The 17,198-nt window shown below is 60.5% G+C and carries 17 protein-coding genes; 7 read left to right on the top strand and 10 right to left on the bottom strand.

The window, feature by feature from the left end:
• The first annotated feature begins 97 nt into the window (after positions 1–97).
• On the top strand, positions 98–865 hold the full coding sequence (locus tag ABZS45_RS10185) for a hypothetical protein (protein ID WP_412099714.1): 768 nt from the start codon (positions 98–100) through the stop codon (positions 863–865).
• A gap of 75 nt (positions 866–940) precedes the next feature.
• On the opposite strand, the gene ABZS45_RS10180 is transcribed toward ABZS45_RS10185, so the two are convergent.
• Together ABZS45_RS10180 and ABZS45_RS10175 are read right to left on the bottom strand one after the other, a co-directional pair.
• On the bottom strand, positions 941–1,783 hold the full coding sequence (locus ABZS45_RS10180) for a PrsW family glutamic-type intramembrane protease (RefSeq protein ID WP_412099713.1): 843 nt from the start codon (positions 1,781–1,783) through the stop codon (positions 941–943).
• A complete protein-coding gene (locus ABZS45_RS10175) occupies positions 1,780–2,271 on the bottom strand; it encodes a hypothetical protein (RefSeq protein WP_412099712.1) in 492 nt (163 codons plus the stop codon). Before ABZS45_RS10175 ends, ABZS45_RS10180 begins: the two co-directional genes overlap by 4 nt.
• 42 nt (positions 2,272–2,313) lie before the next feature.
• Here ABZS45_RS10175 and ABZS45_RS10170 point away from each other — a divergent pair, with 42 nt between their 5' ends.
• Entirely contained in the window at positions 2,314–4,230 is a 1,917-nt protein-coding gene (locus ABZS45_RS10170) for a M13 family metallopeptidase (RefSeq protein ID WP_412099711.1), read from the top strand.
• A 14-nt stretch (positions 4,231–4,244) separates the two neighbouring features.
• Complete coding sequence (locus ABZS45_RS10165) at positions 4,245–5,075, top strand: alpha/beta hydrolase (protein WP_412099710.1); 831 nt, start codon at positions 4,245–4,247, stop codon at positions 5,073–5,075.
• Positions 5,076–5,078: 3 nt separating this feature from the next.
• On the opposite strand, the gene ABZS45_RS10160 is transcribed toward ABZS45_RS10165, so the two are convergent.
• The 5 genes from ABZS45_RS10160 to ABZS45_RS10140 form a co-directional block, all read right to left on the bottom strand.
• Complete coding sequence (locus ABZS45_RS10160; protein WP_412099708.1) at positions 5,079–8,411, bottom strand: arabinosyltransferase domain-containing protein; 3,333 nt, start codon at positions 8,409–8,411, stop codon at positions 5,079–5,081.
• 31 nt (positions 8,412–8,442) lie between these two features.
• Complete coding sequence (locus ABZS45_RS10155) at positions 8,443–10,377, bottom strand: galactan 5-O-arabinofuranosyltransferase (protein WP_412099707.1); 1,935 nt, start codon at positions 10,375–10,377, stop codon at positions 8,443–8,445.
• Between the two features lie 38 nt (positions 10,378–10,415).
• Positions 10,416–11,174 (bottom strand): decaprenylphospho-beta-D-erythro-pentofuranosid-2-ulose 2-reductase, encoded by a 759-nt coding sequence (locus tag ABZS45_RS10150; protein WP_412099706.1) that lies wholly within the window; start codon positions 11,172–11,174, stop codon positions 10,416–10,418.
• Positions 11,175–11,188: 14 nt separating this feature from the next.
• Positions 11,189–12,592 carry an FAD-binding oxidoreductase gene (locus ABZS45_RS10145; protein ID WP_284763811.1) on the bottom strand — a complete coding sequence of 468 codons (1,404 nt, stop codon included), beginning with the start codon at positions 12,590–12,592 and terminating at the stop codon, positions 11,189–11,191.
• A 148-nt stretch (positions 12,593–12,740) separates the two neighbouring features.
• Entirely contained in the window at positions 12,741–13,019 is a 279-nt protein-coding gene (locus ABZS45_RS10140; protein ID WP_070644676.1) for a hypothetical protein, read from the bottom strand.
• A gap of 36 nt (positions 13,020–13,055) precedes the next feature.
• Here ABZS45_RS10140 and ABZS45_RS10135 point away from each other — a divergent pair, with 36 nt between their 5' ends.
• Genes ABZS45_RS10135 through ABZS45_RS10120 form a run of 4 tightly spaced genes read left to right on the top strand, consistent with a single transcriptional unit; the run spans position 13,056 to position 15,254 of the window.
• Positions 13,056–13,478, top strand: coding sequence for a hypothetical protein (locus tag ABZS45_RS10135; protein ID WP_412099705.1), 423 nt, complete (start codon positions 13,056–13,058; stop codon positions 13,476–13,478).
• Positions 13,479–13,498: 20 nt separating this feature from the next.
• Positions 13,499–14,374 (top strand): IS1096 element passenger TnpR family protein, encoded by an 876-nt coding sequence (locus ABZS45_RS10130; RefSeq protein WP_412099704.1) that lies wholly within the window; start codon positions 13,499–13,501, stop codon positions 14,372–14,374.
• 32 nt (positions 14,375–14,406) lie between these two features.
• Positions 14,407–14,796 (top strand): GtrA family protein, encoded by a 390-nt coding sequence (locus tag ABZS45_RS10125; RefSeq protein ID WP_412101168.1) that lies wholly within the window; start codon positions 14,407–14,409, stop codon positions 14,794–14,796.
• A gap of 2 nt (positions 14,797–14,798) precedes the next feature.
• Positions 14,799–15,254: a GtrA family protein gene (locus ABZS45_RS10120; RefSeq protein WP_412099703.1), complete on the top strand. Its 456-nt coding sequence runs from the start codon at positions 14,799–14,801 to the stop codon at positions 15,252–15,254.
• Here ABZS45_RS10120 and ABZS45_RS10115 read toward each other — a convergent pair.
• The 3 genes from ABZS45_RS10115 to ABZS45_RS10105 form a co-directional block, all read right to left on the bottom strand.
• A complete protein-coding gene (locus ABZS45_RS10115) occupies positions 15,251–16,156 on the bottom strand; it encodes a glycosyltransferase (RefSeq protein WP_412099702.1) in 906 nt (301 codons plus the stop codon). The two genes, ABZS45_RS10120 and ABZS45_RS10115, sit on opposite strands and share 4 nt — an antisense overlap.
• A gap of 60 nt (positions 16,157–16,216) precedes the next feature.
• Positions 16,217–16,675: a hypothetical protein gene (locus tag ABZS45_RS10110; RefSeq protein ID WP_412099701.1), complete on the bottom strand. Its 459-nt coding sequence runs from the start codon at positions 16,673–16,675 to the stop codon at positions 16,217–16,219.
• Between the two features lie 149 nt (positions 16,676–16,824).
• Positions 16,825–17,184: a hypothetical protein gene (locus tag ABZS45_RS10105; RefSeq protein WP_412099700.1), complete on the bottom strand. Its 360-nt coding sequence runs from the start codon at positions 17,182–17,184 to the stop codon at positions 16,825–16,827.
• Positions 17,185–17,198 lie beyond the last annotated feature (14 nt).

Here is a 17,198-nt window from a genome sequence, read left to right as displayed (position 1 = left end):
CTGGATGAAAAGAACATTCGAAACTTCCAGTGGGGTTTTAGGGCGTCAAATCTCCAATCAGAGCTGTTAAAGCTGTGACTTGAGTTAATCTATACAAGTGTTTGAGTCTCGTTCCATCATTGTCGGTCTTGCCCTGGCGGCCGTCACCGCGCCTTCTGCCCAAGCTCTGACTTTCGATCCTGGAAAAGTCCCACCACGCACCCAGATGACCGTGCGGTATGCCGATGGAAATTCAGTCTCCACCGGAAACGGCCACGAGTCTCGCCCTGCGCTATCCCTGGCGAAGCTGTATCTCGGTATGTGGGTGCTGAAATATGGCGCGCCGGAGGATAAGGCGCGGGTGGAGAACATGATTCGTTTTTCTGAGGACGGCACCGCCAGCGACTTGGAGCGAAAATACCCACAGGCCATCCCCTCTATCATCGGGGAGTACCGGCTAGGGGACACTCATCACAACGGCTACTGGGGAAATACCACGACGTCGACGGAGGATCTCACTCGCTTCATAGGGGCGATATCTGGCGACCCGTCTGCCGCGCCGCTCATGAAGGGTATGGCGACGGTAGCGCCTGTGGCATCCGACGGCTACCGCCAGGACTTTGGCACCGCACGCATCCCGGGCATCATTGGAACGAAATTTGGATGGTCGGATAACCGTCAGATTCACGCTAGTGCCTCTTTCGGTCCTGGGTATAGCGTGGCGGCTAATACTTATGGATCCCCCGCGGATCTCACGGGGGATGTGCTGGGAGCGGTGGAGGTTGCACCGCAGGCGCCAGGCTTGCCGACGCCTCTACAGGACGCGCGCGATAGGGCATGTGCGGAGCTGAAGCGCGCTGTGCCTAGCTCATCGCAGGCATGCTAAGCCGTAGCCGTTGTCGGAAGTAAAGAAAGTATCCTTGGGGCGCGACATCAGAGCTGCAGGGGCAGTTCGACTAGTTCACCGCAGGCTGGCGAGGCCGGGCGAGTGCGAGTAGGTATCGTCCGACTTGGCCAGACGGTGGGCCCGAATCCCTAGGGTGATGACGGTGGGGTAGAGGATAAGTGCGACGACGATATACTGCGTGACCAGCTGCCATGTCTCATCCCACATGTAGTTCCACGCGAAGTGGAGACAGAAGGAAACAAAGAGGGCGCCCACTCCTACGCCGAGACGCCACCACCAGGTTTTATGGGCAGCGTAAATGGCCCAGCCGATGCCGAAGCCCGCGATGGCCGTCAGTGACATGTGCAGGCCTGGTCCCGCCACGAGGCGGAGCCCCCACATCTGCAGCATGCCAATCCAGTCAGAGGTCGGGTGCATCACGGCACCGAGGGAGGCGTAGAGGATATTCTCAAAGACCTCGAAACCCCAGCCTATGAGTGCGCCAACGATAAAGCCGTGCCAGGGTCGGTTGAGTTGGCGGAAGCTGAGTAACACAAAGACCACGCCTAGTGCTTTGGCGAATTCCTCTGGATAAGCACCGGACCAAGACATCATGGATTCTTCCCAGCCCACGCCTTTGGTGAGGGAGGTGAATGGCAGCGCGGAGAGGAGCGCTAAAGATACTGCGGTACCGCCTCCCCACAGCACGCTGGCAGTGGCCCAGCCTTTGGCTGGCCGTGCCCACATTGGGCTAAGGCGCCACAGGTATAGGCCTAGTGCTAGGAAGGCTAATCCAATCAGCAGGCTTATCAGGCCTGGAAGCGGGGCAACGAGAAAGGAGCCCAACAGATTGATAAGAGCGGCGGGCAGGCAGACGCCAATGAAGACCCACAGGGTTACGCGAAAGATTTTGCTCACTTGAAGGCCTCCATAAACTGATCGGCGAGTTCCTCTGGATTTCCGTCCGAGAAGACGAGTTCGTAATTGAGGTTGCCTTTGGCCACGCTGACGGCAACGACCGGCATGTACGTATACGTTCGTAGTACGAGCATGCCGTCGTTGTTTTCTACTTTTTCCTTCGGCATCGACCCAAAGGTCGTGGCTCGCACAGCACGGCGTAGGGCCAGCTCATCATCGTCGACATCAGAGGTGAGGTAGGCCTCGACCAAGGTATCGCCGCAATCCCACGCCTGGTTGGCCACGGATTCGTAGTTGACGCTGCATTCCAGTCCGTCGATGGGCTGGCGCCACTCCGGATCATCGAGGACGACTGGCTCTGTTTCAGGATCGTGCTCCGGTAGCGCCAAGCTGAGGACAGCGGGCGTGCCCAGCACGAGAAGGGTTACTCCAAGTACCGCGAAAAACGGTCCCGTCATCTTCGCTGGCGGGAAACGATAAGAAGTCATGCACACCACACTAACGCGTGCTTCTGACATAGAGTGAAGTGCATGAAGGATCTGTATCAGTTTGTTAATGGCCCCTGGATTGAGTCTCATGTCATCCCTGATGACCGTGGTGTTGACGGCACTTTTCACGCGCTTCGCGACGAAGCCGAGGAACTCGTCCACGACATCGTTAAGGAAGACACGGGCCGCCCTGGGATCGTGTATTCCGCCCACATGGATGTCGAAGGAGTCAATGCTGCGGGAACGGCGCCACTTGACGATGACCTCGACAAGCTGGTGGCCGCGGATCCGGAGGAGCTGGCGCACAACCTGGGAGTGCTGGAGCGTGAGGGCGTCGGCGCCCCGGTTACCTTCTGGGTAGAAAAAGACTCCGGTTCCGAAGAAGCAGTGGCTTACATTATTCAGTCTGGTTTGGGTCTGCCGGATGAGGCTTATTATCGCGAGGAAGCTCACGCGCAGACGCTCGCTGACTACGAGAAGCACGTAGCTGCCATGCTTGGATTCCTGGATCCCGCGCGCCTTTTCGGGTTGGGCGCGGAGGTGGCCGCTACGCGCATCGTGAATCTCGAGAAGGAAATTGCCGCTGGTCACTGGGACGTGGTGGCCTCGCGCGATGCGGTGAAGACGTATAACCCGGTGGACGTCGCCAAGCTGCCCAGTATCACCCGCGCCATCCTGCAGGGTGGGGGACTGCCGGAGCACCGTGTGGTGGCCATGATGCCCTCCTACTTTGAGCACCTGGAAGGCCTGTTTACCGCCGGCCGCATGGCGGATTGGCAGCTGTGGGCAACGTGGCACATTCTGCTATCGCGCGCGCCCTACCTCACCGAGGAGATCGGTAAGAAGAACTTCGAGTTCTACGGAACCAAGCTCTCTGGCGCGACAGAGCAGCGTGACCGCTGGAAGCGCGCCGTGGGCCTAGCGGAAAACATGGTGGGACAGGAGATTGGCAAGGTCTTCGTGGACAAGCACTTCCCACCGTCTTCGAAGTCCGAGATGGATGAGCTCGTGGAGTACCTTACCGCCGCTTACCGCGAGAGGATTTCGCAGCTGGAGTGGATGACCCCGGCTACCCGCGAGCGCGCGCTGGAGAAGCTCTCGCAGTTCAAGGCCAAGATTGGGTATCCGGATACCTGGCGTGACTATTCCGACTTGGAGTTTTCACCCAAGGGTGCGGACCTGGTGGCCAATGTGCGCGCGGGTAACGCGTGGAATCACGATTATGAATTGGCCAAGATTGGCAAGCCGGCCGACCGCGATGAATGGTTCTCCACCCCGCAGACGGTGAATGCTTTTTATAATCCGGTGGTCAATGACATCACCTTTCCGGCAGCGATTCTGCGCCCGCCGTTCTACAACCCTGAGGCGGACGCGGCGGAGAACTTCGGTGCCATCGGTGCGGTGATTGGTCACGAAATCGGCCACGGTTTTGATGATCAGGGCTCGCAGTACGACGGCCAGGGCAACCTCAATTCCTGGTGGACGGAGGAGGACCGTGCGGCCTTCGAGAAGTTGACCGCGAAGCTGGTGGACCAGTTCCAGGGGCAGGTGCCGAAGGTGCTGGAAGGCACCGATTCCGCAGGCGTCAACGGCAGTTTCACCCTGGGTGAGAACATCGGTGACCTGGGTGGACTGGGGATTGCTGTGGTGGCCTACAAGAACTACTGCGCCGACAAGGGCTTGGACATCAACGGCCAGGTCGCGCCCTTTGAGGCAGAGGGCGCTGAGCCGGAATTGGCAGAACACGAGTACACCGGTCTGCAGCGTTTCTTCCTGGCGTGGGCGCGCGTGTGGCGCACCGCTATTCGTCCGGAGATGGCCACGCAGTACCTGGCCATTGATCCGCACTCGCCGGCGGAGTTCCGTTGCAACATCATCGCCGAAAACATCGATGAATTCTACGAGGCTTTTGACGTCAAGGGTGGTCTTGCACCGGAGGAGCGCGTCACCATCTGGTAGTACCCTTGGGGGCCATGAGTGAGTGGAATATCGGCGGTACTGACCGCCAACTAAGTCCGGAACAACAGCTCGAGCAGCTCTCCTCCTACATGGAGGTGCACTACCCGCTGCCGGACTTCCGCCCGCCGTGGGCCGGCGGAGGTTCGCCGGAGGCGGATCGCTATTGCGCGCTGCTGCCCGACCGCATCGTGCAGGCCTCCATGATGGTGTTGGGCTCCGCAGTGGATCACTCGCTGCCCGGTACTGCCTTTACGGAAGGCGTGAGCGTTGAAGACTCTGAGGTGGGAGCGATCTTTGTTCCTTCAGAGCCGAATGGTCGCTGGGCGGTGTCGTTGCACTCCGGCGGTTGGTGGCGCGGTGACGGCAAGGCCCTAGAAATGCAGTGGCGGCCCGAAGTGGCTGCTGCGGCGCAGCTGTCCGGCACGACGATCATTGATGTCGATTACCCGTTGGCGCCGGAGCACACCGTGGCGGAGATGGTTCAGTCGGTGAAAGCCGCGGTGGACTATGCGTATTCCCACGATGCTGAGGGCGTAACGGTGTGGGGATATTCCTCCGGTGGGGCGCTCGCAGCGCTGGTGCCTGCCGACGCCCTCCTCCTCACCTTCCCCGACTTCGGTGCGCTGGCTAAGCTTCCGGAGGAGATTCGTGGTGGGTATGCCCTCGACGAGGCGGCGTTGGCAGCAGCATATTCTGACATCTTGGTCCAGACCGCGACGCAGGATGAGATTGCTGAGCGCGTGGAGATTTCCGGTGCACAGACCGCGGAGTACGTGTCTATGCACCGTATTTCTACCCCGGCCGTGGCGCGGCAGCGCATTAAAGATTCGGCCGAGTTTCTTTAATCTCTACTGCTCGCCCTCCGGGCGAATCTTCATCTCGGAGTTCTTCCACAAGCCAGAGCGCTGGATGACTTCCTGGTCGATATCTGCCTTCAGCGGTTCCTCGCCCCGGGAGTTGGTACGCAGCTCGTACTTCTCAATGGCGCCCCAGTCGCGTGCCCAATCGTTGTTGAGGTAGCTCGGGATCTCATAGGAGTAGTTCACTGCCTCCGCGGTTGCCAAGGCACCGCCGCCCGAGAAGGACTGGAAGTCCGTGAGGGAGGTTTGCGCGGCGGCGTCCGGAAGAATGCGGAACTCCGGAATCTCCGTCACGCCGGCGTAGTGGTCGAAGGTGCGCTGGCAGGGGAACTGCAGGGCGACGGACCAGTCAAGGAGTGCCGGGGTGGAGGAATCGAACTGGGAGTTGATGGTGGCAAGCTCCGGTACTCGCGGCGGAGTAAACGCCATCCAATCGTCTTCATCGGTGGAATCATCTACCGCAACGAGACGCACAACGTTAGCCTCCTCTGGGAGGTCTTTGAGTGCGATTCGGAGGTTGCGCCATTTGGGGGTCGCTCCGACGTCGGAAAGCTCGGCCTCACCCTTGTTGGTGACCTTGCCGTCCTTGAGGGTGCCGTATTCCAGAGTGAGTTCGGTGCCCTCTTGCTCCACGCCGTTGACGTCGTGGTGGTAAATCTTGCCGGCAGCAGAGACCGCGAGGACTGGGGTGTTTTCGGTGGACTCCGGCAGGTTGTACCACTGGGTGGTGATGGTGGCGGTGGAGCGCTGCGACTCATCGTAGGAACCCATGACCGGGACCTTCGTGTAATCCAGGTTGAAGGGCAGGTGCATCTCAGAGCCGTTGACGCCCAGCGTTCCGCGCACGCCACCGGCGGAAGAGTCGGTGACCTCCGTTGTTTCGGTTTCGGTGGTTTCCTCGTTGGACGCAGCCGAGTCCTCACCGGTGGTGTTGGCAATGGCGCCTACCGACGCCGAGTTAAGGTTCTCCGGCTCAATATCCTCCTTGATCATGTTGGGGCCGAAACCGAAGTTATCCTCGTCTTCGTCAACCAGCGAATCCTTGAGGTCGCCGTCGATCGGAGTGAGGAAAGCCTCGTTGGTGTTGGTTTCCACCATGGTGGCATCCGCCAGCGAGCAGACATCGCCGCGCAGGGATGCGAGGTTGCCCTTGCCCACGGAGTAGGAATCCGCCTGGGCCACGTAGCCCTTGGCAAAGGAAGCGCACGAGAATGCCACGATCAGGATGCAGGCCACCGCAATCGGTGCGGACATGGCCCCTGCCCAGCGGGAGACCTTGGCGGCGTTAGCTGCCTCGAATTCCTCGAGGGTGCCGTCGGCCTCAGCCTTGTTCTTGCGGTAGCTGTGGACGAGAGATTGGTAGAGGCCAATCGCCAGGACCACCATGCTGATGGCGAGAACAACGGTGTTGGCCTCGATGGCCTTGAACTGCACCGTGCGGTCCCACCACGGGATGCCGAAGGAAGAGACGTACCACCAAGCGTTCCAACCGCCGAGGGAGATGGCGAGGAGGAAAATCACCGCGGCGATGGAGAAGGTCCGGGCGCGCGGGGAGCGCATGGCGATCTGGGACAGGACCACCGAGCCGAGCGCGGCGATGACGCCGGCGATACCGGCGTAAATACCGAAGTGGTGCGTCCATTTCGTCGGCGTGAACATGAGGAAGAAAGCCGAGAGCGCCATGATGGCCAGCAGGCGCTTGGTGGGATCTGCCTCCGCACCGACGACGCGGTGGTTCTTGATGAAGGCGTAGATGATGAGCGCCAAGCAGAAAAGCATGGTGAACATGGCGAAACGGCGCGTCAAGGAGCCGTCCACGGAGGGCTCGAAGAGCGTGGAGTAGCGCACGAATTCGGAGTACCACGGTAGGGACGGGCCGACTGCGGAACGTACGCGAGTGGATTCGAGGACTGACGCTAACGTTTGGTCCCCGAAGGCAGCAACCATGACTGCGGTACCGCAGGCCAGGAACGGGGCGATGAGCGCCGGCCAGGTTACTTCGGGCGCGCGCGTGCCCATGATGCGGAACAGTGCGGGCAGGCAGACCAAGAAGATGCCCACTGCGGTCAGGCCGGTGGGGCCAGCGGCCAGGGTGATGGTGGCGATGATGGTGCCTACCGCTGCTGGCAGAAGGCGCTGGGTGGAGATGGCGCGCTCGAAAGAAGCCCACGTCAGCATGACGCCAAGGGCGACGATGGGTTCGGGGCGGATGCCGTTGTTATAGGGCAGCCAGAAAGCCAAGAACATGAAGGCCGCGGTCCAGTGCGCCAGGCGGCGCTCGTTCACGCGGGTGCCGAAGCGCGGAAGCATCTCGCGCGACAAGACGAACCAGATGATGAGCGCTGATATGAGGGAGGGCAGGCGCACGATGATGGAGGTGCTCGATAGCTGGGAAAGCCATGCCACGAGGTCGTAGTAGGGCGCGCCAAACGGGGCCTCGGGGACGCCGTACCAGCGGTAGTAATTCGCCATGTAGGTCGCGTGATCGGAAACGCGTCCCATAGTGAGGATGAAGCCATCATCGGAGGTATTAGCACCGAAGATGTACCACCAGCCGAGCACGGCTGCCACCACGCCATCGAGCGGGCGGATCTGCTTCCAGGTCTCGGGCATGAAGCCAAGGCGTTTGCCATCGAGGCGGTCAATCCGCCACAGGCAGATCAGGCTGATGACCACCATGGCCAGGCCCAGCCACATGGCGATGAGCTTCAGCGTTGTCGGGGAGGAGGTAAACCGAGAGTTGATCTCCACGTGGATGCGGAGGTCGTCGCCAAGCGCCGTGAGGTTTTCTGGGGTGTCGTCGATCTCGGTATAGACGCCGGTGACCTGCGGGCGCAGGTCCTCCTCGGTGGTCTTCTTGTGCTTGCCCACGGAGACGGTGGTCCCGTCCTCCGTGGAGGCGATGCTGAGGGTGGCGTCCTCTGGTAGCTGTGCCACCTGCTCGGCCGTGAGAGAGAAAATGACTTCATCAAGGCTTGTCACCGAGATGCCACCCTCGCCGGCGCGGACAAACATGCCGCGGTTGGAGGCCTTCTTGGACTCCGGGGGCACGGTGCCGTAGAGCAGGTCTTGGCCATCGCGCAGCTTGTCGACGGCTGCCAGGGGGATCTCGGCATCAATTTCTTCCGGCGCCACCGAGATGAGCGGGGCGTTGATGGACTGCAGGGAGCCCTGCTGGGGCCAATCGAAGGAGGATTGGGTCTGGTTCACCGGCAGCAGCGGCGTCGCCACGAAGCACAGGAAGCCAATGAATCCAGCGATGATGGCGGTGAGTCGCAGGGACTGCGGTGCACGTAATGAAGAGGTTTTCCGATCTGACACGGCGATCAGTCTACGTCACCGCCTCGGCTTCTTAAGATCGCGCCGCGACGACGAAGGGTCCGATCTGTTCGACTTCCCAGCCCTTATCGAAGACCTCTGGATTGAAGAACACCGCGCGGTAGCGCACGTTGGGCTGGTTGGGGTAGATGTCTTCCGCCACGTGCGTCTTGTAACCATCGCCGGGTTTTTTGATGTCTCCGCGGAAGATGAGGACGTCCGGCCCGCGCCACGGTGCGGACTCAAGCGACGTCGCAAATTCTTCCGGAGTTTGTTCCCAGGATTTGGAAGCCCACTCCTCGATCTGCAGATTGCGGGTGCTGAACTCTCCCAGCGGGTTAGCGTAGTTGCTGGTGAAGGCGTTGAATCCGTAGTAGGGGTTATAGGCCATGAAGAGCTTCTCATCGGTCAGGACAACCGTGTCGGTGGCCTCGTAGCCCTGGGCATCGATGAATTCACGGATCTTGCCGTAATTAGCGGAAGAATCGCTGGTGTAGCGGTCCGCGCGTTCCCCGTAACCGTCGGTATCGGTATAAGCGTGATCCAAGGCGGTCACGTTCGTTGCCGGGATCTGCTGGGCATAGTAAATACCGCCAAGCCCCATGAGGATGGCAAAGGCTAGGGTCACGCGCTTGCTGGTGGCCTCGGTGAAGCCTTCCGGGTAGAGCGTGGGCAGGCCCATGAGGCGGATGTCGGCCAGCGCGAGGATGCCGGCCGTAGCGAAAAGCACCACGACGATCAGCTCTAGGCGGAAGCCCAGCAGCGTGCTGCCGGCGAGAGTCATGACCATGGAGGTCAGGATCCACAGGTAGGTGCCGACAAGAGCGGTGCTCAGAGCGCGGATTTCGGGCTCGTCGATGCGCATGACGAGGTAAATCAAGCCGATCAGACTGAGGATGCCAATGACGGACAACGAGAGGAAAGGCGCCGGGATTTGGGTGCCTTCTTCCGGCAGGTAATGCTGCGCGGTGGACTCCAGCGGGGCAGTGGCGTGCAGGACCCCGTAGAGGTAGGGCGCCCAGGCGATCGCAGCGATGGCCAGGGAACCGGCCGCGATGGTGACCAAGTGCACGAGGGGTACCCATGTGCGCTCAGCGACGCCGGTGACCAGTGCAATGAGGCTGACGATGGTGAGCGCCACTGCACCCGTGTAGAGCGTGTAGAAGCAGGCAGAAACTCCCAGGTAGATAGCGATTGCGGCAGTAGAGAACCAGGAAGCCCTGTAGAAAGCGTGGGAGCACAGGACGGCCACCGCCGGGACGCCCATGGCGATGACGGCGGAATAGGGCTCCTCAGCGCCGATGGTTAGGGTGACCGCCGTGGTGGTCAATGCAATAGCGGTGGCAACCGGCAGAGAACCGGTGAGCCGTTGCCAGAGTGGAACTAGCACGCCCCCGGCCACGGCCAGGGAGATAAGGCTCCACGGTTGATAAACCTCCCAGCCGGGCATGTTGAGGAGGTTGGCAAGCCGCCCTCCCATCCAGAACCAGCCCAACGGGTAGAAGGTGGGCAGTCCCTCGTAGTTCATGTCCGCATAGGAGCTGGTCTCAGCAGCACGGGTGAGGAATTGGGTACGGAATACCTGGTCGACTTGGACGCCGTCGAGCCACAGGCGGGAGGCCGAGAGGGGCAAGCCGATACTGGTCAGCGTGAGTAGCGCGGGCGACATGTAGCACACAGCGGTGGTGAGCCACGTCCGCCAACGGGGGCGCGGCCTAATAATCCACCACGCGCACAGAGCGCCCACCAACAGAACGGTGAACGCAGTGCCCGCCGTGCTCAACGCACGGGTCACCATCGACGTACTGAACGCCGGGAGGGAGACCGTTTTGAAGGCGAAGAACCCAATGAGTGTAACAAGGCCGCCACCTACAGCGGCGGCGGCGATACCCACGAGGCTGGCGCGACGCGAGAGGCGATCGGCCTCATATTCAATGGTGGGAGACGACATGGTGGGAGACTCAGTCATGTAAGTAGTTTCCCACACGCCGTGGACTTAGCGGAACTTTAGAAAGGCAGCTTCCGGAAGATCGCCTGCGGGATGAACTTGAATCCCAAGGACACGTACTCAAACAGCGGGTGCACGAAGATGGACTGCTTGCCATCCAGCACCGCCTTGACGGTGGCCTTAGCCACGTCGGAGACGTTGACGGTTAGGGGAGCTTCGCCGGCTTCCGCTGACATCTTGGTGCGCACCTGGCCCGGGCGAACCACGAGCACCTTGGCGCCGGAGCCTCGCAGGGCCTCACCGAGGTTGATGAAGAAGCCATCGACACCGGCCTTGGAGGCGCCGTAAACAAAGTTGGAGCGGCGCACGCGCATGCCGGCGACGGAGGAGATCGCCACGATGGTGCCGTGGCCCTGCTCCTTAAACTTCTGGCCGAGTAAGACACCAAGGGAAACCGGTGCGGTGTAGTTAGTCTGGGCCGAGGCAACTGCCTTGGCCTGGTCCTGCCACAGTTCCTCCTGGTCACCGAGGGTGCCGAAGGCGATGATGGCGACGTCGACATCGCCGCGCTCAAAGGCGCGGTTGACGACGTCCCCGTGGCCCTCGAAGTCAGTCGCGTCGAAATCGATGACCTCGACGTCGCCACCGCGGGACTCGATGGTCGCGCGAGCATCCGCGATACGCGGGGAGTCCGCACGAGCCGCTAGGGTGACCTTGGCTGGGCCGCGCTCGAGGAATTCCTCGACGATGCCCAAGCCGATTTCGGAGGTGCCGCCGAGAAGGAGGATGTGTTGTGCTTGGCCTACTGCATTCAGCATGAGGTGATTCCTTTCTAGTGCAGCTCGAGGCGGCGGGACATATCGGAGGCAAAGACGCCGGTCGGGTCGATGTCGTTGCGAGTCTTGAGCCAGCCCTCGAGGCCCGGGTACATCTTGTGGAAGTTCTCCGCCGAGGTGCGGGACTCCTTAGCCAGGTAGAGGCGGCCACCGAATTCCATGACGCGCTTATCCAGATCATCGAGGAAAGCGCCCAGACCCGGCTTGATGGGGAAGTCCACGCAGACATTCCAGCCAGGCATCGGGTAGGACAGCGGGGCCTTGTTACCCGGGCCGAAGAGCTTGAACACGTTGAGTGCGGAGTAGTGGCCGGAGCGCTGCATGTCCCGGATGATCTCCTTGAAGGGCTCGACGGCGTCGGTCGGCACCACAAACTGGTACTGCAGGAAGCCATTGGAGCCGTAGCCGCGGTTCCACTCGCCGATGAGATCGAGCGGCTGGTAGAACTGCGTGAGGTTCTTGACCTGGTTACGCGCTGGGGCGCCCATGAGGTAGTAGGCCTCACCGATAGCCATGAGGGAAAGCTTGTTCATGGTGAAGTTCGGGAAGATATCCGGAACCGTCATCAGCTGCGGGGCATTGAACTTTAGCGGGTCCTTCGCCAGTTTCGGGGCGAGCTCTTCGAGCTGCTCCAGGGTTGCCAGGGAGCCGCGGGAAATAGTGGAGCGGCCCAGCTTTGGTTCCGGGGAAATGACGTCGAACCACGCGGAGGAGTACGTGTAGTTGTGCTCCGAGCCATCGGAGTGGAAGGCCACGGTTTCATCGAGGTTATCCGTGCGGTCGGTATCCGCGATGAAGTAGGCAGTTTCCGTCTTGGTCATCTTGATCTTGGCGCGCAGGATGATGCCGGTCAGGCCCATGCCGCCGACGGTGGCCCAGAAAAGATCGCTGTTTTCACCTTCCGGGGTCAGATGGAGGACTCGGCCGTCCGCCACGAGCAGCTCCATGGAGGTGACGTGGTCACCGAAAGAACCGGCGGAGTGGTGGTTCTTGCCGTGGATGTCCGGGCCAATAGCACCGCCGATGGTGACCTGGCGGGTGCCCGGCAGAACAGGAACCCACAGGCCGTATGGCAGGGCGGCCTTCATGAGCTGGTCGAGGGTGACGCCACCGTCGACGTCGACAATGCCGGACTCCGGATCGATGGAGTGGATCTTGTTGAGCGGTTGCATGTCGATGACGAGGCCACCGGCGTTCTGCGCGGGGTCGCCGTAGGAGCGGCCCATACCGCGGGCGATGACGCCGCGGCGCAGGTGGGAAGGCTTATCAGCATTGTCCTCAGCCACCTGGGCGACAGCCGTCTTGATGACGTCGACGTCTGGGGTGGACAAAACGTGGGCGGTTGTCGCCGCCGTGCGGCCCCAACCGTGGAGGGACTTCTCAGTAGTATGCAGTTCCATCTCTTACTCTTTGATTCGATGTGATGGGTCGGTTTCCTACACTACCTAGGCGGTCGTGCTTGTGGCGGCAGTGAAAACGTGAGATTAGGTACAAAAGCCAAGCAAACGGAACATTTGTACTGTCCGATTGTGTGGGTTTGGTTCGGAATTAGTACAGATCCATGATCTCGCGGATTTCTTCCGGCAGTTCTTCTTGGGAGCTAATCTCTGGGCCTTCATAGGCGCGCAGGATCTCATAGACGCGGCCGCGCGACGTGGAATCGAGGATGGGCAGCTCCTCGGCGATGAGCCGCGTCATAAAACCATTGAGCGGCAGCGAGGTATGTTCCGTCGCCAGAAAGTGACCGTGACGCTTGTCTTCCTCGGCGCGCTCATCTTGCGCTGCTCGCTGTGCCGGGGTGAGGTGCTCTTTTTTAGAGGAGTACATGCACGGTAGCCTACCGCCCGCCTAAAGTGGGGCGGTATGACCTCTCCCAAGCAAGATAATTATGCGCTGGATGACACCCTCGCCGGACGCATCACCCAAGCCGCGGCTGTGGGCATTATGACCGCCTTCCCCGACTGGATTAAGGATAAGACTGCGCTCGTTTTCGCCTATGTCCTGTCCTTCTTAGGTTTCGGCGCGCTCGTGGCAATTACTAATGCCGAGAGCCACGAGGGCCAGCCGGAGCCGGAGACTCCCGATGTCCCCGCGTGGGCCATCCCGGTTGCCTTCGGCATTCTGCTGCTGGGCGGATGGATCACAGTGAAGACTGAGCACAGTGTGGTCCGATTTATTCGCCGCCGCGGGGTGGCAAAGCCGTGGACCGTCTGGGGTGGAATCAGTGCTGCCATCGTCTTCATTCTCAGCGAGCTTGAAGCCCGCGAGCTCACCGCCCGCAACTAAAAATGCGTATGGTGGGGCACATGAGCTCAAAGGTCACAGATTTGGCGCAGGTCCGCGCCAATCGTGGTGATTCTGCTCGAACCCTGCTGTGCCAGGTATCCAACGTCCGCGCTGAAGCTGAGGTGCACCGTCAGATCGGTTTCTCTGATGCGCTCACGTTGGAAGAGCTCCACCATATTCTTGAAATCTGCTTCGGGCTGCCACACGAGGATTCCCCATGGCACTTCTTTGAACACACCGAAGCCCGCGGTCAGCGTATCGATCCAAGCCATACCGTGCGCGAGTTTTTGAGCCGCGAAGGCCAGCAGGTTGATTACGCCTGGGGGCTGTGGGATTTCGAGATTGTCGTGGTGGAAACGTATCCGCGCGATAGCGGAACGCCGGCGGCCCTGTGCGTCGGTGGTTCTGGTTCCTTCCAGACACCTTTCGATCTCACCGCCGTGAATGCGGAGCTTACGGGCCAGGAAACCATTGATGAGGTTTTGGACCTCGTGGTTAGCCCCGTCCGCGCGCTGATTGAGCGGACCCGGCTCTATGATTTCGTCCCCCTCCTCCAAGCTCTAGATCTCAACCGCGACGTCACTATTGATAGTGACGCGTACCGCCAGCTGCGGACCTTGCCGCGTGAGGTGACGAACGAGGGCAAAGATGCTTTCTGGTCCATGGCTCTAGCGCTGTCCTGCATGGGCGGGCGCGAATTGACCGATTCCGTAGCGGAAACCGCCATGGCTGCGCTGGGGTGGGTTGACGATGATGGTGAGGAGCTGCGCGGCCCGGAAATTCGGGAGCTGTGCTCGGCTTCGCTGAGGGTTTTGTCATCCCTGGGCGCCTATGGCGAAGACGCCGTCGCGCCCGTAGACCGCCTGGACATTTACCGCGCCCTTGTCCGCGGGTAGAGTATTTCGCCGTGACTGAACCTACTTCTAGCATGAAGACCCAGCTCGTGCGCTTTGTGTCCGTTGGTGTTTTCACCGCGGCCATCGACTATGGCCTTACCCTCTTTCTGACGTACCTAGGACTGCATCGCTCCCTGGCGAAGGCGATTGGCTGGGTCTTCGGAACGATTGCGGCGTACATCGCCAACGCACGCTGGACTTTTGGTGCCCAAGTGTCTGGTCGCACTGCCGGTGCCGTGGGATTGCTGTATTTGTCCACCTTCGCCGTGCAGAACTTCCTGTACTGGGTGCTTAACGCCCCGCTAATCAGCCTGGGCTTCGACGGCGCGCTCAAAGACACCATCGCCTTCGTCATTGCACAGGGCGTGGCCACGGTGACTAACTTCGCCATTCAGCACGCATTTATTTTTAAGGGCAAGTAACCATGCCTCGTCGCGCCGAACGCCTCTCACGGTCGAATTCCCTGCAGGCGCAGGGCACGAAGTTTGCGATCACGGGGGCCATTGCCGCGCTTATCGACGTCTCCCTGACCTGGCTTTTCCAAATCGGCTTGGACTTGTTTGGTGATGTGGTGTCGCGGACCGTCGGTTTTGCCGTCGGTACTTTGGTGGCTTACTTGCTGAATCGACGGTGGACCTTCAACGCGCGGGCATCGAAGCGCCGCTTTGTTGCGGTGTTTGCTACCTACGCCATGACCTATGCGATCAATATTTTGTTGTATCGCTGGGCATTCCCTTTCTTTGATCACACGCTGGACTGGCCTTCGTCCTGGGCACTGGCAGTGGCTTTCGTCATTGCCCAGGGCACGGCAACGCTGATTAACTTCTTTGTGCAGCGGTGGGTGATTTTCCGCAGCACGCGCAAGTCCTTTGAGTTTTAGGGCCGGCGGAAATCTTCCTTACGGCCGCGGTTGTGCAGGCGCAGCCACTCCATAAAGCCCTTCACGTCATGCTGCTGAACTAGGAAGAACCAACCAAAGCGCGCGAATTCCTGCGGCAGCAGCTTGCGCATGCCGCGCTGCCACAGAAGGTAGCCGCGGTTGCGGTAGGTAAAGAAGCGCTTGAATTCACCCTCTGGGTATTGCGTGTGCATTTTTCCGCCGAGGATGGGCTTGAACTCATCGGAGCCATCCGGGTGGAGATAGCTGGTGGTTAGCGCGGTGCCGAAGCTCAAGCCTGAATTGACCAGGCGGCGGTGGTATTCCACCTCATCGCCACGGATGAACAGGCGGTAGTCTGGGACGCCGATGATCTCCATGGCTTCTGCGGAGATGAGCGCGCCGTTGAAGAGGGAGGCGATGCCAGGGAGAAAATCACCTTCCAGCTCGCTCATGTAGCGGCGCCACACCAGGCCCTGGCGCAGTGGGAAAGCCAGCTTGGCTGGCTCGTTGATGTTGCACACGGCGGGGGAGACTTCGTGGAGTGCGTTGTTTTCCGCAACGCAGTAGAGCTCCTCCAGTACGTGATGGTCGGCGGGCCGTCCGTCGTCATCCGCGCACCACACTGCGTCCGCGCCGAGGGCGAGTGCGGTGAGGAATCCCAGTGCAAAACCGCCCGCGCCACCAAGGTTGGTTTCAGAAGGCACGTAGACGCCGCGCTCGCCGGCCAGTTCGTGGAGGAGCTCCTCTACTGCTGCCTCCGCACCGTTATCCACCACGATCACCCACTGCACTGGGTGCGTTTGGTTCACCACCTGCTCAAGGGAGGCGCGCAGCAGCTCCACGCGCTGGTGGGTGACGATCACAGCGGCCGTTGTTCCGGCCTGGGACAGGGTGGCAGTCATGGGTTCTATTGTGCCACCCGCATGTGGCGCTCAGGTGCGTGACATGGAGGTGGCCAAGGTTTAGGCGTTGAAGCTCGGGACCTTGATGAAGCCGGAGTTCACAGCATTGACAACACCAGCAATGAGGCCGAGTACAATCGCGGCGATGGAGGTGCCAACGAGGATCTCAGCGGTGGTGCCCACCGGGTATTCCTTGGCGGTGTCATTCTTCAGGGAAGACATGGCGACGTCCTTGGCGGAGCCGGCAGTCTCAAGGCCTTCCTTGATTTCTTCAGGGGTGCTGCTGCCCTCGCTACTACCCTTGCTGCTGATAGCTTCAGCGCCCTTCTCAATGCCGTAATCCACGGAGGAGGCGAAGCCATCGCCACCGACGGCTTCCTTGAGTCCTTGCGTAAAGATGTAGCCAAGGACCTCGGCCTCGGAGACCTCAGAAGAACCCTTCTCGGCGGCGGTAGCCGGGGCGATGGACAGGGACAGTGCAGTGGCGGCGGCAACGGCAGCGGCGGTGAAACGCTTCATGGGGGGTTCTCCTTGGAAGAACGGTAGAGAAAGTGAAAGTAAAGAAGATGATAAAGAAGTGAAGGCTAAAAAGTATGCGATATGGAAAAGCTCCAGCCCACAAAGGACTGGAGCTAGAACTTCAAAGCTAAAAGCTTGATGCGTTCAAATTAGAACGGAAGGGAAACACCCGGGACGAGACCGTTCTGAACTGCGGTGTAAGCAGCGCCGAGGACGGCAGCGGCGATGCCAACGCCCCAGAGGATGTCAGCGGTGGTGCCGAGCTTGTACTCCTGCTCCTTGTCGTTGTCGTAGGAGGACTGGTAGAAATTGTAAGAAGCCTTGGAGGAGTCTTCGTCCCCGTCGGCAATTTTCGAGCTTGTCTTAGCGGAACCCCAGTGCGGAGCGGAGACGAACTCCTCGACGAAGCCGTCGACGATAGATTCGCCCGGCTGTTTAGCAGAGGCAACACCAGTGGACAGGGACAGTGCGGTAGCGGCGGCAACAACGCCAGCAGCGAAACGCTTCATGATAGGGCTCCTTA

Source organism: Corynebacterium aurimucosum (assembly GCF_046895345.1).
Classification (GTDB): Bacteria; Actinomycetota; Actinomycetes; order Mycobacteriales; family Mycobacteriaceae; genus Corynebacterium; species Corynebacterium aurimucosum_G.
This window is presented reverse-complemented; position numbering and strand designations above follow the sequence as displayed.

Bases quoted from the DNA above. Each gene is read 5' to 3' on its own strand.
- ABZS45_RS10175 (WP_412099712.1), bottom strand. From the start codon at position 2,271: ATGACTTCTTATCGTTTCCCGCCAGCGAAGATGACGGGACCGTTTTTC.
- ABZS45_RS10170 (WP_412099711.1), top strand. From the start codon at position 2,314: ATGAAGGATCTGTATCAGTTTGTTAATGGCCCCTGGATTGAGTCTCAT.
- ABZS45_RS10165 (WP_412099710.1), top strand. From the start codon at position 4,245: ATGAGTGAGTGGAATATCGGCGGTACTGACCGCCAACTAAGTCCGGAA.
- ABZS45_RS10155 (WP_412099707.1), bottom strand. From the start codon at position 10,377: ATGACTGAGTCTCCCACCATGTCGTCTCCCACCATTGAATATGAGGCC.
- ABZS45_RS10150 (WP_412099706.1), bottom strand. From the start codon at position 11,174: ATGCTGAATGCAGTAGGCCAAGCACAACACATCCTCCTTCTCGGCGGC.
- ABZS45_RS10145 (WP_284763811.1), bottom strand. From the start codon at position 12,592: ATGGAACTGCATACTACTGAGAAGTCCCTCCACGGTTGGGGCCGCACG.
- ABZS45_RS10140 (WP_070644676.1), bottom strand. From the start codon at position 13,019: ATGTACTCCTCTAAAAAAGAGCACCTCACCCCGGCACAGCGAGCAGCG.
- ABZS45_RS10135 (WP_412099705.1), top strand. From the start codon at position 13,056: ATGACCTCTCCCAAGCAAGATAATTATGCGCTGGATGACACCCTCGCC.
- ABZS45_RS10130 (WP_412099704.1), top strand. From the start codon at position 13,499: ATGAGCTCAAAGGTCACAGATTTGGCGCAGGTCCGCGCCAATCGTGGT.
- ABZS45_RS10125 (WP_412101168.1), top strand. From the start codon at position 14,407: ATGAAGACCCAGCTCGTGCGCTTTGTGTCCGTTGGTGTTTTCACCGCG.
- ABZS45_RS10120 (WP_412099703.1), top strand. From the start codon at position 14,799: ATGCCTCGTCGCGCCGAACGCCTCTCACGGTCGAATTCCCTGCAGGCG.
- ABZS45_RS10115 (WP_412099702.1), bottom strand. From the start codon at position 16,156: ATGACTGCCACCCTGTCCCAGGCCGGAACAACGGCCGCTGTGATCGTC.
- ABZS45_RS10110 (WP_412099701.1), bottom strand. From the start codon at position 16,675: ATGAAGCGTTTCACCGCCGCTGCCGTTGCCGCCGCCACTGCACTGTCC.
- ABZS45_RS10105 (WP_412099700.1), bottom strand. From the start codon at position 17,184: ATGAAGCGTTTCGCTGCTGGCGTTGTTGCCGCCGCTACCGCACTGTCC.